13 protein-coding genes, 1 tRNA gene, 2 pseudogenes and 1 riboswitch are annotated in these 16,598 nt (G+C 48.2%); of the genes and pseudogenes, 11 read left to right on the top strand and 5 right to left on the bottom strand.

All coding sequences use genetic code 11. The annotated features are described in order from the left end of the window. Positions 1–369 precede the first annotated feature (369 nt). Together B1A75_RS18190 and B1A75_RS18185 are read right to left on the bottom strand one after the other, a co-directional pair. The gene (locus B1A75_RS18190) at positions 370–891 is read right to left on the bottom strand and encodes a YjcG family protein (RefSeq protein ID WP_042379699.1); all 522 of its coding nucleotides are present in this window, start codon (positions 889–891) and stop codon (positions 370–372) included. A gap of 102 nt (positions 892–993) precedes the next feature. Further along, entirely contained in the window at positions 994–1,722 is a 729-nt protein-coding gene (locus tag B1A75_RS18185; RefSeq protein ID WP_042379702.1) for an alpha/beta hydrolase, read from the bottom strand. 423 nt (positions 1,723–2,145) lie between these two features. Further along, a riboswitch (SAM riboswitch) is annotated at positions 2,146–2,256 on the top strand. 201 nt (positions 2,257–2,457) lie between these two features. Between B1A75_RS18185 and B1A75_RS18180 the strand changes: the two genes are divergently transcribed. Both B1A75_RS18180 and metC read left to right on the top strand, forming a co-directional pair. Next, positions 2,458–3,561, top strand: a complete 1,104-nt coding sequence (locus B1A75_RS18180; protein WP_042379704.1) for a methionine biosynthesis PLP-dependent protein — start codon at positions 2,458–2,460, stop codon at positions 3,559–3,561. 3 nt (positions 3,562–3,564) lie between these two features. Then, positions 3,565–4,743 (top strand): cystathionine beta-lyase, encoded by a 1,179-nt coding sequence (gene metC / locus B1A75_RS18175; protein ID WP_042379706.1) that lies wholly within the window; start codon positions 3,565–3,567, stop codon positions 4,741–4,743. Between the two features lie 118 nt (positions 4,744–4,861). Here the strand turns inward: metC and B1A75_RS18170 are convergent, their stop codons facing one another. After that, a complete protein-coding gene (locus B1A75_RS18170; RefSeq protein WP_079936661.1) occupies positions 4,862–6,361 on the bottom strand; it encodes an HD-GYP domain-containing protein in 1,500 nt (499 codons plus the stop codon). Positions 6,362–6,821: 460 nt separating this feature from the next. On the opposite strand from B1A75_RS18170, the gene B1A75_RS18165 reads away from it, so the two are divergent. The 5 genes and pseudogenes from B1A75_RS18165 to B1A75_RS18145 all read left to right on the top strand — a co-directional run bounded on the left by B1A75_RS18165 (position 6,822) and on the right by B1A75_RS18145 (position 9,437). Continuing rightward, positions 6,822–6,894, top strand: a tRNA-Val gene (locus B1A75_RS18165). Positions 6,895–7,078: 184 nt separating this feature from the next. Beyond that, positions 7,079–7,732, top strand: a complete 654-nt coding sequence (locus tag B1A75_RS18160; protein WP_176202445.1) for an HAD family hydrolase — start codon at positions 7,079–7,081, stop codon at positions 7,730–7,732. Positions 7,733–7,799: 67 nt separating this feature from the next. Continuing rightward, positions 7,800–8,171 (top strand): annotated as a pseudogene (locus tag B1A75_RS20450) (P-loop nucleotide/nucleoside kinase family protein); the annotation flags it as partial. Between the two features lie 198 nt (positions 8,172–8,369). Further along, positions 8,370–8,753, top strand: a complete 384-nt coding sequence (locus B1A75_RS18150) for a hotdog family protein (RefSeq protein ID WP_042379822.1) — start codon at positions 8,370–8,372, stop codon at positions 8,751–8,753. Between the two features lie 111 nt (positions 8,754–8,864). Beyond that, positions 8,865–9,437, top strand: coding sequence for a Uma2 family endonuclease (locus tag B1A75_RS18145; RefSeq protein ID WP_042379710.1), 573 nt, complete (start codon positions 8,865–8,867; stop codon positions 9,435–9,437). A gap of 271 nt (positions 9,438–9,708) precedes the next feature. On the opposite strand, the pseudogene B1A75_RS18140 reads toward B1A75_RS18145, so the two are convergent. Together B1A75_RS18140 and B1A75_RS18135 are read right to left on the bottom strand one after the other, a co-directional pair. After that, positions 9,709–10,043 (bottom strand): annotated as a pseudogene (locus B1A75_RS18140) (zinc ribbon domain-containing protein); the annotation flags it as partial. Positions 10,044–10,136: 93 nt separating this feature from the next. Further along, on the bottom strand, positions 10,137–11,858 hold the full coding sequence (locus B1A75_RS18135; protein ID WP_079936658.1) for a methyl-accepting chemotaxis protein: 1,722 nt from the start codon (positions 11,856–11,858) through the stop codon (positions 10,137–10,139). A 559-nt stretch (positions 11,859–12,417) separates the two neighbouring features. Between B1A75_RS18135 and B1A75_RS18130 the strand changes: the two genes are divergently transcribed. The 4 genes from B1A75_RS18130 to B1A75_RS18115 all read left to right on the top strand — a co-directional run. Next, positions 12,418–13,410, top strand: a complete 993-nt coding sequence (locus B1A75_RS18130; protein WP_079936657.1) for a galactan degradation operon transcriptional regulator GanR — start codon at positions 12,418–12,420, stop codon at positions 13,408–13,410. A 123-nt stretch (positions 13,411–13,533) separates the two neighbouring features. Then, positions 13,534–14,820 carry an arabinogalactan oligomer ABC transporter substrate-binding protein GanS gene (gene ganS / locus B1A75_RS18125; RefSeq protein WP_079936660.1) on the top strand — a complete coding sequence of 429 codons (1,287 nt, stop codon included), beginning with the start codon at positions 13,534–13,536 and terminating at the stop codon, positions 14,818–14,820. Positions 14,821–14,994: 174 nt separating this feature from the next. Further along, positions 14,995–16,254 carry a sugar ABC transporter permease gene (ganP, locus tag B1A75_RS18120; protein ID WP_079936656.1) on the top strand — a complete coding sequence of 420 codons (1,260 nt, stop codon included), beginning with the start codon at positions 14,995–14,997 and terminating at the stop codon, positions 16,252–16,254. A 92-nt stretch (positions 16,255–16,346) separates the two neighbouring features. Then, the coding region (locus B1A75_RS18115; protein WP_139761763.1) for an IS110 family transposase at positions 16,347–16,598 on the top strand (252 nt) is incomplete at its 3' end.

Below are 16,598 nucleotides of genomic sequence, written 5' to 3'. Positions count from 1 at the left end.
AAGCTGGCGTGATTTCATCCATTCGACCTTGAGTCCCTAAAGGAGCTTGGCCGGCCTCCGCCTGATGACGAGACCGAACGAGGGAATGTTGGCGCGAAGACGCCCGGAGACATGGGAGGGTTCGTCCTCATCAGCGACGCGGAGATCCAAAGGGTGCATCGAATATGCTTCCCCCCGTGGCAGGAAAATATAACCAGCCGTGGCCGCGAAGCGCACCCTAGGTCTGTAAGATATCCACAAAACTGAAAAAGGATGTAAGGGATTTTGTCGAAAAATATTTTTTGGACACCCCTGAGAGGCCGAAAAGCCTTGATAGATCAACATTTCTAGAGGGAGCGGTCTTTTGTTGTTCCAATCGCGACGTTCATATCAGACGGTTTCCTTTCCTCCGACGACAAACGTTTCATAGACGGTCCACGATCCGTTTTCAAGCTGGTAGAGGAGATGGAAGCGGTCGACGGTCTCCTCGAAGTGCACATCTTGCAGCTTCAGCTGGCTGTAGACGTCCGCATATTCTGCGCCCGGCAAATCGCGGCCGATCGTAATGTGAGGCACGAACACAAACTCCGGCTTTCCGGCAAACAAGCCGCTGTGCAGTTGTTCGTGAAGGCGCTCGAGCACGTCGTTTGGCTCCACCTTTAAATAAATGATGTTGCTTGTCGGGTAAAACGAGCTGAATTTCGTCACTTTGATCGGAATGGGAGGTGTTTCCGCCGCAATGCGGCGCAGCTCTTTCGTCATTTCTTTCATTTGCTCCTCATCCGCTTCAAATGGGTATTTCAGCGTAATATGCGGCGGGATGAGGGCGTAATGGCTGTCGTACCGTTTCCGGTACGAGTTGGCGAAGTCTTGAATCCGTTTTGGCGGAAAGATCACAATGCCGTACTTCATTTTGTTTTCCCTCCTTGAACCCTTTCTTTTTCCGCGCGCAGGCAGCGCATGGAATGGATGCGGCGGCTCGACATCCCAACCTTGAAGTTGCCCCGTTTTTGCCTATAACGATAAAACAGCGGCTACGGCTCGGGGGACATCCGGCTGCCAATACGTCCACGCATGGCCGCCTTCGAACTCATGGTACGTATAAGCAAACCGTTTTTCCATAAACAAGTCCCGCGCCATTCGATTTGGGGTGATAAAATCGCGCACATGGCCATCCGTCGTTTTCACCGCTGTTTCCTCTGTGCCAACAGAATGGTAAAGCGAAAGGAGCGATGGATCGCGGAATGAGCGGATGCGCGCCAATACCGAGTCATCGATATAGGGGGACTGCATGGCGATTTTCCCGAATGTATGCGGATACAACAACCCGGCTAGAAGCGACACCGTTCCGCCGAGCGAATCGCCGATCAGCGCCCGGCCTTTGCCCATTTGGTATGTCGGCAGTTCACGGTCCAAAAACGGGACGAGTTCATGGGCTAAAAAACGAAGGTACGCTTCGTGTTTTCGGCCTTCCGGGTGGTATTTCTCGTAGCGGTCGTTGACGTTCCGATACGGGATGCCGACGACGATCGTCCGGTCGATCGTTCTTTCTTCCATCAGCGTTTCGATGACGGTTTTCATTTTTCCATACATAAAATAATCTTTGCCGTCTTGCGCGATTAATAAAGAATATTTGTAAAGCGGCGAAAAATTGCTTGGCAAGTAGACGAGCAGTTCGATTTCTTCTTGCAGCTCTCCGCTGTACAACTTGTAGTCACGCATCGTTCCTGTTGCTGTCGCCATGACCATCCTCCATGAAAGCGTAAGTTCATCTGTTATTGTAACATATTTGCGCCAAAAGATGTTAACGAAGGGCTCGAATTTTTTGCGAATTTGCCGAATCGTGCCATTGACAAAAAAATGGCTTGCAAAAACGGGGGGAATGCGCTACATTTTTTATCATAATTCCGAAAAAGACTCCCGCTTCAAGCGCGTGAAGGGCGCAGCCCAGCGATAAGCGGGAGATGAATTTCGGTTGGCGACCAGCCAGCTGATATGATAATATATGGTTAGAACGGACACCTTCGGAACGAAGGGAAGCGTAAAGGGGTCTTGTGTGTGGCTTACTGTTCAGCGAACGCGCACAAGTCGCTTGAAGCCCCCGCCTCTAAGCGAAGTGTAGGTGGTGGGTGTTCACTAAATTAGAAAAATTGAATACGCGTCTCATTCTTATCAAGAGAAGTGGAGGGAACTGGCCCAATGAAGCTTCAGCAACCAGCCGCCCGGCGGCCAGGTGCTAAATCCAGCGAATTGAGCATTCAATTCGGCAGATAAGAAGAAGCATGACCATGTGTGTATGGAAAAGTCTTCTTCTTAGAAGACTTTTTTTATTTACTCAAGCGGCCGCTCCCATCAACCGCGAGGCGGTCTAGGACCAAGGCGCTCGGCCGTTGCCCGACAGACAGCGGCGCTTCGTTTGGCGTCAAGTGGTCGGCCGTTGATCCATGATGGAATTTTCAGCAGAAGGAGAGAGATGAGATGAAGAAACTGGAGACGTTGTTAGCGCAAATTGGCAACCGGAGCGAAACGGTGACGGGGACGGTCAACCCGCCGGTTTATTTTTCCACCGCCTACCGTCATGCCGGCATCGGAGAGTCGACCGGGTTTGACTACATCCGCACCGGCAACCCGACGCGCAAAATCGTCGAAGAAGCGATCGCGAGACTGGAAGGCGGCGACCAAGGTTATGCGTTCAGCTCCGGCATGGCCGCCATTCAGACGGTGCTCGCCTTGTTTGAGAGCGGAGACGAGTTTCTCGTATCGGCCGACCTTTACGGCGGCACGTACCGCCTGTTTGAGCGCGGCTGGCGCAAGTACGGTCTTGGGTTCCATTACGTCGATTTTACCGATCTCGCTGCGGTGGAAGCGTGTATCACCGAAAAAACGAAAGCGATTTTCTTGGAAACACCGACGAACCCGCTTATGCATGAGACCGATATCCGCGCCGTCTCCGAGCTCGCCAAGCGGCACGGGCTTTTGTTGATCGTTGACAACACGTTTTATACACCGGTGCTTCAACGCCCGATCGAACAAGGCGCCGATATTGTCATCCACAGCGCCACGAAATATTTAGGCGGCCATAACGACGTCTTGGCTGGCCTTGTCGTCGCCAAGGGCGAGGAGCTCTGTCAACGCCTGGCCGAGTATCAGAACGCCATCGGCGCGGTTTTGTCGCCGTTTGATTCGTGGCTGTTGATTCGCGGGATGAAAACGCTGGCGCTGCGGATGCGCCAACATGAAGAAAACGCCAAGCGCATCAGCGCCTTTTTGCGCGAACATGAAGATGTCACCGATGTGTTGTATCCGGGAAGAGGCGGGATGCTGTCGTTCCGGATTGCCGATGAAAAGTGGGTGAACGGGTTTTTAAAAAGCTTGCGCCTCATTACGTTCGCGGAAAGCCTGGGCGGAGTCGAAAGCTTCATCACGTACCCGGCGACGCAGACGCATGCGGACATTCCTGAGGAAATCCGCATCCAAAACGGTGTTTGCAACCGGCTGCTCCGTTTCTCGGTCGGCATTGAGCACGCTGACGATTTGATCGCCGACTTGGCGCAGGCATTGAAAAACATGAAAGAGGTGTAAGCGATGGAACGGGAATGGGCGTTTTCGACGAAACTGCTCCATAACGAATGGAAAGTCGACCGCGAGACGGGGGCGGTGAGCGTGCCGATCCAGCACGCCTCCACGTTCCATCAGTTCGATTTCGATTTATTCGGCAAATACGACTACAGCCGCTCCGGCAACCCGACGCGCGAGGCGCTCGAGGAAACGATCGCGGCGTTAGAAGGCGGCGTGCGCGGGTTTGCGTTCGCCTCTGGCATGGCGGCTATTTCAACGGCGTTTTTGCTTCTCTCAAAAGGCGACCACGTGCTCGTGACCGAAGACGTCTACGGCGGCACGTACCGGATGATTACGGAGGTGCTCGGCCGCTTTGGCATTGAATATACGTTTGTCGATATGACCGATTTGCGCGCCGTCGCCGAAAACATCCGGCCGAACACGAAAGTCATTTATATGGAAACGCCGTCCAATCCGCTGTTAAAAGTGACCGATATTCAAGGCGTCGTCAAGTTGGCGAAGGCGCATGGCTGTTTGACGTTCCTTGACAACACGTTCATGACGCCGGCGCTGCAGCGGCCGCTTGACCTTGGCGTCGATATTGTCCTTCACAGCGCCACGAAATTTTTAGCCGGCCATAGCGACGTCGTCGCAGGATTGGCGGTGGTGAAAGATGAAGAATTGGGAAAAGAGTTGTACAAACTTCAAAACGCGTTTGGTGCTGTCCTTGGCGTCCAAGATGCGTGGCTTGTGCTGCGGGGATTAAAAACGCTCCACGTTCGGCTGAAGCAGTCGTCTGAATCAGCGGCCGCCATCGCCAAGTATTTGGCTTGTCATCCAAAGGTCGAAGAAGTGTATTATCCGGGGCTGGATAACCACCCAGGCCATGACATCCAGCGCCATCAGGCGGCCGGGTTTGGCGCTGTGCTGTCGTTCCGCTTAGCCGATGAAGAAGCGGCTCGGACGTTCGTCCGAAACGTCCGCCTGCCGGTGTTTGCTGTCAGCCTTGGGGCGGTCGAGTCGATTTTATCGTACCCAGCGAAAATGTCGCATGCCGCTATGCCAAAAGAAGAGCGGCTCCGGCGCGGCATTACCGACGGCTTGCTGCGGTTGAGCGTTGGGCTTGAGGATGTGAACGATTTGATCCGCGATTTCGAGCAGGCGTTGTCGTTTGTGAAAGAGCGGCCGTCCGTCCCATCCACCTAGCAAGGCGCCGCACGGTATGCCCCTTGCGACGGGGGCGTACCGTTTGCACTGTTTGAAAGGAAGAAAGACGCAGCCTGAACCGTGCTTCGTGCTAGAAAGAAGGTTTGGACAGCGCTAATTAGGAAACCGCTGTGGACGAAGGCAAAAGTTGTTGTTCTACATATTGTAAAAACACATCGACAATTTCTTCATCCCATTGTGTCCCTTTTCCGTTCGTTAAAATGTCGGCAGCTTGGCGAATATCCATGCCTTTTCGGTACGGGCGGTCCGAAGTCATGGCATCAAACGCATCCGCGACGGCAATAATATTTCCAAATAACGGAATCTCGTCGCCTGCTAAGCCATCCGGATATCCCTTGCCATCGATGCGTTCGTGATGGGAGCGAATGCCGGGCAAAAGCGGTTCGATCGGTTCGATCGGCCTGACTTCTCGCAAAATGGCCTCCCCGAGGGCGGGGTGCTTTTTGATCCAGGCAAATTCGTCATCGCTTAATTTTCCGTCTTTAAGCAAAATGGCATCAGGAATGCCGATCTTTCCAATGTCATGCAGCAGAGCGGAGCGATACAAGGCATCCAGCTGTTCATCCGGAAGGGAAAGCTTTTCCCCAATCGCGAGCGCGTAACGGGCCACGCGCAGCGAGTGCCCCGCCGTATATGGATCGCGGGCGTCAAGCGCCGCCGTCAAGACGGTGATAAAGCTGTTGAGAAGCTCTTTGTTCATTTGGTCGCGGCTATGCACAGCATTGATCATATGGTTGAATCCTCGAAGCAAATAGGCAAATTCATCGGTATACACATTGTGGGCGACGGGTTTATACGTTTCGTTTTCCGCCCATTTCATATGAGTTAACAGCACGCTGACCGGCTCGTTGATTTCGTCAACTAACAAGCGAGTCAAGAAAACGGAAAATGCGATCGAAAACAGCAAAATAACGGCCGCCCACGGCCAGTATGACCAGTGGGATGCGTTCGGCCCTGTAAGCGACCATTTGATTTCGGTTGCTAGGCTGAACAATAAGACAGGAAATGTACTGCTGAACAAGACCGTCAGCTGCAATTTTGTTTTGAGTGACACGGGAAGCGGCGGATGCCTTTCATCGATCCTGCCAGCCTTCGTAAGCAAATACGCCATCAGCGGCCGGCAAGTTTTCGTTGTCAAGAAAAATTCAATCAACGCATGGAGCGACGCGATCAAAATGGCGCCGATAAAGGCGTACAAGATGTATCGATACGGAAGGGATAGCACATGGTGATGGATGCATAAAGCCGTCAGCCCCATGCCGGGAATCGACAACCCGAACAAATGTGGACCTAAAATGCGGCGCACCGCCAATATCGGCAAGCGGCGCGTTTGTTCCAGGGCCTTCGCGGCCAACCTCTCGTCCGGCTGTTTGGCAGCGAAAAATTGCCGAATCGGCGCCAAATCGCGGCGAAAAACGATCCACTCGGCCGCTCCCATGACCATTGTCGACAGCAACAAAATCCCTACCAGCCACTTTCCCTCCTGAAAGGAAACGCGGAGCGTCGTCAGCATTAATGTCGCACCAACGATGCCGACAGCGATGGCCGATCCAGTGATGTAATGGCGCAGCAGCTGGTGTACGAATGAACGATACATGTTTTTCCGCCTTTCTTCTAAGACTATGGGCTTATTTCTAATATACTGATTCTCGTTTGATAGAACAATGAGAATGTAATAGAAAAATGCGATGAACCCCCGCTGTAAGATCTCTTCCTCCGTGTTGGTTATTTGTCCGTCTGTGTGCCAATTAACATATTCGACTTCGCCGCCTCGCTTGGCCTTGATCGTTACGCCATCTCGACCGCCAGCCCGCAGCTTGACACCGACTTGATCGAAACAGCGGCCTTCGCTAAACAGCAACGCCGCCGCATCATCAAGCAATACGAAACCATCCGCTGCCGGTGCACCCAGTTCCTTCTTGTGCTGTTCGAGCGTGGGCTAGAGGTGCGCTTCTTCTTTTTTCACAATGAACACTATTTTTTTAAAAAAAGAAGTTGACAATCCGTATGTCTGTCTATATAATTAAAAATGTGTTCAACAGCGAACAATAACATATGATTCCGTAGCTCAGCTGGGAGAGCGCCACCTTGACAGGGTGGAGGTCGCTGGTTCGAGCCCAGTCGGAATCATCGAGCGAAATCCCTTGAGCTGGAAGGCTTCAAGGGATTTTTTATTTCATTTTGGCCGTCATTCGTTATGTTGGGTGACTTCGTGTGATTTTGAGAGCATTCCTTTTTGTAGAATGTCGAATCGTTCGTTAATTGTTCTGAATTGTGAAATGAAGGTGTGTGGGAAAGGAGGAGAGCCGCTTTGATCAAAGCCATTATTTTTGATTTTGACGGTTTGATTGTAGATACAGAAACAGCTTGGTTTGAGGCTTATAAAGAAGCGATGAATGTCTATGGTATGGATTTGCCTCTTGAACGTTTTGTTGAATGTGTCGGATCGGATAATGCGCCCCTTTATGAATTTGTCCGACAGCAGCTGGGGGAAAACTGCAACATCGAAGAAATTGAAGCGAAAGCCGCAAGCTTTTATCAGATAAAGATGAAAACCCCTCAGGCGCGTGAAGGGGTGAAGGACTATTTAGAAGAAGCAAAGCAATTGGGCTATAAAATAGCGATTGCTTCAAGTTCTAGAAAAGAGTGGGTGATTCATTATTTAAATAAGCTCGGGCTGCTGTCCTATTTTGAAGTGATTATGACAAGTGAAGATGTGGAGAAAATCAAACCCGCTCCTGACTTGTATCAAAAAGCGCTCGCTGCTTTAGATGTCCGTCCTGATGAAGCAGTCGTTTTTGAAGACTCTTTAAATGGGCTTCAAGCGGCCTTGGCCGCGGGAGTCAAGTGTGTCATTGTGCCCAATCCAGTCACACAGTCTTTAGCTTTCGAACAATACGACTTGCGGCTCAATTCGATGGCAGAAAAGCGTTTAGCGGAAGTGATCGAGCTGATCGAAGGATCATGATGGTCTTCGTGTACTATTGCTCGTTTGACTTTTGTTGCAAAACGAAAAGGCAAGGGACAGAAAAGAAATGAAAAATCATCAAACAAGGACCGTATACCTCATATCCGGCCCTGCTGGAGTCGGCAAGTCAACGATCTCAACAGCGTTGGCCAATACATTAGCGCATAGCGCGTATATTTCCGGCGATGACATCAGCCATATGCATATCAATGGACGGAAAAAACCGTGGGAAAGTAAAGAGGAACTTTCATTAATTTGGGATAATATTCTGAGTCTTGTGAGGAATTTTGTCCAATACGGCAATGATGTGGTAGTGGATTATATTGCCTTCCCCCAAGAAGCAATATGGTTGTCTGAAAATGTAAAAGATTTAAACGCAACGGTGATGTATGTTGTTTTGTGGGCAGATGCGAAAACGTTAATGCAAAGAGATGGAATGAGAGCTCCGGAACAACAAATGGGGGAACGCTGCCTCATTTTGCTGAATGAGTTTCATGCCTCAGGATTTGATCGAAAGCATCTTTTGGATACTAGCGAAAAAAATAGCGATGACATCGGCCATATCGTTTGCGAGATTCTGAATAGTCAAAGGTTTTGTGTTCATGAAACTTCTATGCATATTAAGGGGGAGAGGTTCATGCCATTAAAAGCAGGGGACGTCATGACGTTTGAGCGGACGTTTACGGTCGAGGATGTGAAGCGGTTTACGGAAGTTTCGGGTGATCGAGGCGTTCACCACGTTACTCCGGATGAACAGGGAAGGTTTGTCGTTCAAGGGTTGCTGACGGCGACGCTGCCGACAAAAATAGGTGGGGATTATAATGTCCTAGCCCGGACGATGAACTTTGCGTTTTTGCGTCCTGTGTTTACGGGAGATACAATCCGCTGTGACGTGAAAATTGAAAAATATGAACAGCTGGAAAACCACCGCATCGCCATCGCGGCTTCATTTGTCTGCACGAACCAGCATGGAAAAGCGGTGTTGACAGGTGATTTTGCGGGGGTGATTATGCAACTGTGATTCAATCGAGATCCGGATTTAATGAACACTGTGCCTGTCATCTGTCGAACTTAGAATAATATTTGGCGCCATGATATAATGGAAACAAAAAGCAAATGGAGTGAAGGCGCGATGACAACGCCGGAGTTTTCAAATCACAACTACACGTATGAAGATTATCTAAAATGGGACGGACAATGGGAATTGATTGACGGCGTGCCATATAGTATGGCTCCTTCTCCTTCGTTTACCCATCAGTATATTGTTGGTGAGTTGTATGCGGCGTTGCGGGATTATTTTCAACAGCAAGGATGCATAGTGGTCGTGGCCCCTTTTGATGTCATATTTGCTTCAAGCCTTGATGGCAAATCTGTGAAAAATGTGGTGCAGCCCGATATTTCCGTTATTTGTAACCGAGAGAAAATTACAGAAAAGGGATGCGTGGGCGCCCCTGATTTAATCGTAGAAGTGTTGTCTCCGAGTACGGCGTTAAAAGACCGAAATGAAAAATACAAATTATATCAACGGTTTGAAGTAAAAGAATACTGGATGGTTGACCCGCTGCATCGAACCGTCGAGGTGTACGGATGGCATAACGGAGTATATGAAAAAAGGGAAGTATTTGGAGAACAAGATGTGCTGGTTTCTTTTCTGCATCCAGATTTAAAGGTTTGCCTGAATGATGTGTTTCAGCGGTTATCATAAACGCGTATATGCCCACATGTTTAGAGCGGCTGTGGAAACGGACGCCCCATCTGGCGGTGATGGGGGCAAGTTCATCGTGGCGGGGACACGGGAGTTGCGTTACAGATGGAGAGGCTATTGCTGCTGGGAGAGCTTGCGGATTTGAAATAAGTGCTTGAACGCTCTCCCACCTACGCTCACGCTTCGAGGTGGGAGATTCTTGGGAACAGCCGCCCCACGGCAGGCTGTCAACCAAGCCATCCCCGTGCGTCCCACGGTTGGGCTGCCTTACTTACAAAGACAGCAAACGAAGCCCTTCATTCAGGATATTCCGGGCGGCGTTATGGTCCCGGTCATGTTCGGCTCCGCAGGTTGGGCACACCCACTCGCGGATGTCGAGCGACTTCACCTCCATTTGTCGATGCCCGCAGCACGAGCACAATTGGCTCGATGGAAAGGTGCTGTGGACACGGACCACCGTCCGCCCGTACCATTTCGCTTTTTTTGCATGTTCTGCACGCGCAAGTCCTCCACGCACACCACTTGGTTTTCGCGGATGAGGCGGGTGGACAGTTTGTGCAGGAAATCGTTCCGACAGTTGGCGATTTTCTCATGAAGCTTGGCCACTCATCCCCCCACTTACGCTCACGCGTGGAAGTGGGGGTCTTCTCGGCGCGAGATGATAAAACGGTTATTGACTGGAGCGTGAACGATTCCCGCTTAGCTTTGCTTGAAGCGGGAGGCTTCTTTCGGAACGATATGAAATGTTTGCGCGATTTCTTGCAATGTTTCCGACAAATTCGCTAATGATTGGGCTGATGATGTAATCTCTTCCATTGAAGCGACCTGTTCTTCAGCGGAAGCAGCCATTTCTTTAGACGTTTCCATCGTTTTTTCGGCTGTGGCTGCTAGTTCAGTAATGGTTGAATCCAATTCTTGAATGCCTGCTGAGAGCTGCTGTACGGACGCGGATACGTCTTCTAATTGTGCCGAAATCGTTTTGGTGTTTTTCAAAATGACATGAAACTTTTGGGACGTTTCTTGCGACGTGTTCATTCCGCTTTGAACGTTTTGAATGACGTCTCCCATGATCTGGGCAGTGTTTTCGATATCTTGCTGTATGCGAGCAATTAAATGAGCAATCTGTTTCGTTGACTCTTGGGACTGTTCGGCCAGTTTTCTCACTTCATCGGCGACCACCGCAAACCCCGCTCCGTGTTCTCCAGCTCTTGCCGCTTCAATCGCGGCGTTTAAAGCGAGGAGATTCGTCTGTTCAGCGATTTGGTTGATGATGTTGACGATCGATTCGATTTCTTTTGACCGCTCCTGAAGGGAGCGAATGACTTTTTCTGATTGGAGGACAGACTGTTGAATGGCGTTCATCTGTTCTACGGTTTTTTCCACAGATTTTCCCCCATCCTCCGCTTGGGCAATCATATGGACAGACAAATCGGCTATGGCTGTCGAACGATCTACGATACTGGCCACTCCTTTTGCCATTTGTTCCATGGATGCGGCCGTTGCGTCTGTTTTGCTGCTCTGGATGTCTGCCCTGTTCGCTACTTCTTGAATGCCTGCGGAAACTTGTTCGGTCGACAGAACGGTTTGTTCCGCGCTGGCTGTCAGTTCCTCGGCAGCTGCGGCGACTTGCTCTGACGCGGCTGTGACGCGTGCGAGCAACTCGGAAAGGTTGTCTCTCATTTTATTGTAGCTTTCAACAATTTGTCCGATTTCATCGCGTGCACCATCGTTCAGTGTGACAGTAAAGTCTCCTTCCCCGGCTTGCTGGAGCGCCTTGGAGACAGCATCTAATCTGACGCGGATGTGTCGTGTGAACCAAACCGTAACGCTTGCAGCGATCGCTAATACGGCAACAGCAGAAAGAAGCAGCATTCTGAAAAGCGAAGACACTACCGTGTTCACATGTTTTTGGGGAATTCCGACATAAAACATCCCTATAATCTCCCCATTATGGCTCTTAATAGGCATATATGCCGCTTGATACCATTCACCTAAAATTTCGACTTCCCGGAAAAAGGTGCCTCCTTCCTTTAACACTTTGTTGACGACTGGCTTTGGAGCCGTTGTGCCAATTGCTCGTTGGCCATGAAGGATGATATTAGTCGCTACTCGTGTATCGTTTTGAAAAATAGTGACCGTTCCGCCAATCATTTTTCCGATTTCGTCAACCAGCTGATTGTCGCCATTGATTTGGGTTTCTCCTTTATAGAGCATTCCGTCTTTTAACATCCAATTTCCTTTGTACTTCTCGTCTATGTAACGGTAAGCCAATATAAGGTTTGATTTGACTCTTTCCAGCGTTTCTTTTTTTATTCCTTCTTTGATCTGGATGCTTGCGACCGTCATAATCACTGTGGTCAATAAAACGATCGTACAGGAAAACATGACATTCATCTTTGTCCCCAGTTTGAACGATTTCAATAAACCTTCCCCCCCTAGTTTCTTCAAATATGTCTATAATTATAGTTATGAAGCCCTGCTTGATAAATAGTATTGCATTCCTAATCGTCTATGTTAGTTGATAAGGATAGCGTTTGCGTCTTTCGATACACGATCATGCATTTGATCGATAGCTGGGGGGCGCAATTTCCGGAAAGGCAGACAGCCTGCTTTTTTTGGAGATTCAGGAATGATAGAAAAGACTTTGATCCAATTTTATTTCTTTAAACTTCTATAAATAAAAGGGAATCTTAGTTTATTGCCATTTAATCATGAGGCGGGGGAATGCGCCTTGGCAACAGCAAATCCATTGACCGGTTTTTACACAAAAATTTTAGGATCCGCATCCAGGCAAAGTGGAAGTTATAAAAATTGAACCTATTGTAATTTCGTATCCTCTCGACAAAAATTGAGAAGATTTTTATCGAGAGGAAGTACTGAAAACGATCAACAGCTGCTATATAGTAAAAAATTTTAGTAAAAACATTGAATGTCTGTTATAATAATAATGGACAAAACTGAGTAGAATGGGGTAATGCACATGGCCACAATTCGCGACATTGCCAAACAAGCAGGCTATTCAATTTCAACTGTCTCGCGGGTGTTGAACAATGATCCAGATCTTTCGGTATCTGAGGAGACGCGGGAGAAAATTTATGAAGTAGCAGAAAAGTTGAACTACCGCAAGAAAACCATCAGAAAAGTGATTCGCAATATTGCTTTTTTATATTGGTTGACGGATAAAGAGGAATTAGAAGATGTGTATTACAAAACAATGAGGATGGAAATGGAAAAGCTGGCGAAAGAGTTTAATCTAGAGCTGCAGATGTATAAAATTTCAGATGGCATTGACCAAATTCCAGAGAACATTGAGGGGTTTATCGCCGTTGGAATTTTTTCGGATCGGGAACTTGAGCGTCTGCGATCGATTACGACGAATGGAGTATTTATTGATTTATCGCCCGACCCGCGCTGTTTTGATTCGGTGCGCCCGGATTTAACACAGATCACTGAGCGGGCGATCGACTTCTTTCTCGAGAAAGGGCATACGGACATCGGCTTTATTGGCGGGACGTATCCGAATCCGAATACAGGAAAGGATGAGATGGACTCGCGCGAGCGGGCGTTTCGAAATTATATGAAAGCAAAGGGGTTGCTCAAGGAAGAGTATATTTTTTGCCACCGAGGGTTTTCTTTTGACAATGGCTATGAACTCATGACCAAGGCGATTGAAACCCTGGGGGATCGATTGCCTACCGCGTTTTTTGTGGCGGCTGATCCGATTGCCGTCGGTTGCCTGCAGGCGTTGAATGAGCATCGCATTGCCATCCCTGACAGGGTGAGCGTCATCAGTGTCAATAACATCAGTATTACCAAATATGTTTCGCCGCCGTTGACGACATTTCATATTGATATTCATGAAATTTGCAAAAGTGCGATCGAGTTGTTGCTGGAGCGGATACAAAGAAAGAGAAAAATTGTCAAGACATTGCTGTTAGGGGCTGAACTCATCGTACGAAAAAGTACGAACTAGCCTCTTTTTTGTTTCGTAAATATTTTTATTAATTTTAGTAAAAAGTTGTTTACATTTTTTATTGTTGGTGCTATATTGAAGGTAGTTAAGCGTTTCCAAAAGAGAAGGAGGAATGGGGGAATGATGAGGAGTATTAGTAAACATCTTGCACTTGTGAGTGTGATGGCTTTTAGTTTGTCTTTAGCTGCATGTGGGCCTAAAGAAAATGCTAATCAAGGATCTCGTGCGGGAGAAAACAAAGAGAACAATGGAAAAGTAGAGCTCGTCGTTTGGGAAGACATTCAAAAAAGCGCGGGAATTAAAGATGCCATTGCCCAATTTGAAAAGGAAAACAATGTGAAAGTAAAAGTCATTGAGAAGCCGTATGCGAAACAAATTGAGGATTTGCGTTTGGACGGGCCGGCCGGCACTGGGCCGGATGTATTGACGATGCCGAGCGACCAGATTGGGACAGCCGTGACGGAAGGGCTCATTAAAGAATTGAATGTTGGTGAAGACATTCAATCGATCTACACGGAAGCCGCCATGCAGTCGCAAAAAGTAAACAACAAAGTGTATGGTCTGCCAAAAGCGGTCGAGACAACGACGCTTTACTACAACAAAGATCTCATCTCTGAAGAGGAATTGCCGAAAACGCTTGAGGAATGGTATGAGTATTCAAAGAAAGTGACAGATGGTAAAAAATTCGGCTTTTTGGCGCTGTTTGACCAGATTTACTACGCCCAAAGTGTGATGAGCGGATATGGTGGTTATATTTTTGGCAAGGACGAAAATGGGAATTATAATCCGAAAGATATTGGATTAAACAATGCCGGCGCTGTTGAAGGAGCTAAAATTATTCAAAAGTTTTATAAAGAAGGACTGTTCCCATCGGGGATGATTGGGGAGCAGGGGATTAATGTGCTCGAATCGCTGTTTACGGAAGGCAAAGCAGTAGCGATCATTTCTGGTCCGTGGAATATTGAGCCGTTCACAAAAGCAGGAATCAACTTTGGGGTGACGAAACTCCCAGCTTTAGAAAACGGAAAAAATATGAGCGCGTTTATTGGGGTAAAAAGCTACAACGTAAGTGCCTATTCAAAACATCCAGACCTTGCTGAGAAATTGGTCATCTTCCTAGCTAACGAAGAAAATTCGAAAAAGCGATATGAAGTGACAAAAGAGGTTCCTGCTGTCAAAGCTTTAGTGAATGATCCGATTGTGAAAAACAGCGAGGCCGCACGTGCGGTTGCCGAGCAGTCTCAGTTTTCTGAAATGATTCCGAACATTCCGGAAATGAACGAAGTATGGAAACCGGCTGATTCGGCATTACAAACGATTGCGACTGGAAAGGCGGAGCCAAAAGTAGCGCTGGATCAGGCAGTAAAAACGATTAAAGGGCAAATTGAGGCCAAACATAGCGGCAAATAAGGGGCGTCGCAAAAGGTCCTTGCGCCTTGTTATATCAAAGAGCCAAAGCGCAAGGGCCTAAGCCTTGGCCCATAAATGAATCGATCGTGATGGTGTTAAACAGCCGTTTTGTTTGACACCTTTTGTTTTCGAGAAAAAATGTGTTCGGATTTGCCAAGGAAAGAGGGGAAAAAGATGCCGCATCGGAAAATCGCATTGTTTTTATCCATCATTCCCGGCCTCGGTCAGCTTTACAATCGTCAATGGGCGAAAGGAATCTTATTTCTCGTTTTCTCTGTATCTTTTTTGATCGTCTTTGCCGATCTTTTCAATATGGGGTTTTGGGGGATTGTGACGCTAGGAACGGAAGTGCAGCGGGATAATTCGATCTTTCTTTTGGCGGAAGGAATTATTGCGGTGATTGTCGCTGTTTTCGGGTTAACTTTTTATTATTTTAATTTGCGGGATGCCTATAAAAACGGCGAGCGGAGAGACCGAGGGATTAGATTAAGCACTCTTAAGGAAGACTATCATCAGCTCATTGAGCAAGGCTATCCATATGTCATTAGCAGCCCTGCCTTTTTTCTCTTGATTTTTTCGGTGATTTTTCCTGTGTTGTTCAGCTTTGCATTAGCTTTCACGAACTATGATTTATACCATTCTCCTCCTGCCCGTTTGGTCGACTGGGTTGGTTTTGATACATTTTTGAAAATTTTCACGGTTGATATTTGGCGATCAACATTTTTTGATGTGTTGGCGTGGACCGTTGTTTGGACGGTTGTCGCCTCCACTCTTCAAGTGGCGATTGGAATTTTGTTGGCTGTTGTTGTCAATCAGAAAGACCTTCGCTTGAAGAACTTTTATCGTACGATTTTCGTTTTGCCATGGGCCGTGCCGGGGTTTGTCACGATTTTAGTGTTTGCCGGCTTGTTTAATGATAGTTTTGGAGCGATCAACCATACGATTTTAGCGGCGCTTGGCATCGATCCAATCCCTTGGATGACCGATGAGCATTGGACAAGGGTGGCGCTCATCCTCATGCAAGGATGGTTGGGTTTCCCATATGTGTTTGTCGTTACGACGGGCGTTTTGCAGTCGATTCCTGAAGAGCTGTATGAAGCAGCGACGATTGACGGAGCTTCCGTGTTTGCCAAATTTCGATATATTACATTGCCGATGGTGTTGTTGGCGATGGCGCCGATTATTATCACACAGTTTACATTTAACTTTAATAACTTCAACATTATTTATCTGTTTAATGGAGGCGGACCAGCTGTTCCGGGATCGACAGCGGGGGGAACGGATATTCTTGTGTCTTGGATTTATAAATTGACGATGCAATCAAGCCAATATGCGTTGGCTGCCGCTTTAACGATCTTGTTATCTTTGTTTGTCATGGGGATTGCGTTATGGCAATTTCGACGGACCAATTCTTTTAAAGAGCATTCCCGTTAGGAGCTTTTCCGGGGACTTGATCAAAAAAAGCCCTCTTGGTATGATGCAGGGGTGTCAAACAATACCTACCATCATGCCAAGGAGGACTTCAGATGAATTGTACACAAAACTATAAAATTGATCAAGTTACGGAACAAACGCTTGTCGTGGGCATCGATATCGCGAAACGAACCCACTACGCCTGCTTCGTGGATGACCGGGGGCGCGTGCTTCGCAAGTCGTTCCCGATCTTCCAGTCGAAAGAGGGGTTTCAGCAGCTGTATAAAGCGATTCAGGAGGMGATGCAAGCGTTTGGGAAGTCAGAGGTGATCGGCGCCGTGGCGCCGACCGGGCACCACTGGTTG

This window comes from Geobacillus sp. LEMMY01, assembly GCF_002042905.1.
GTDB classification, from domain to species: Bacteria; Bacillota; Bacilli; order Bacillales; family Anoxybacillaceae; genus Geobacillus; species Geobacillus proteiniphilus.
Note: the sequence above shows the minus strand (reverse complement) of the source record. Positions and strands in the feature narration are given on the sequence as shown.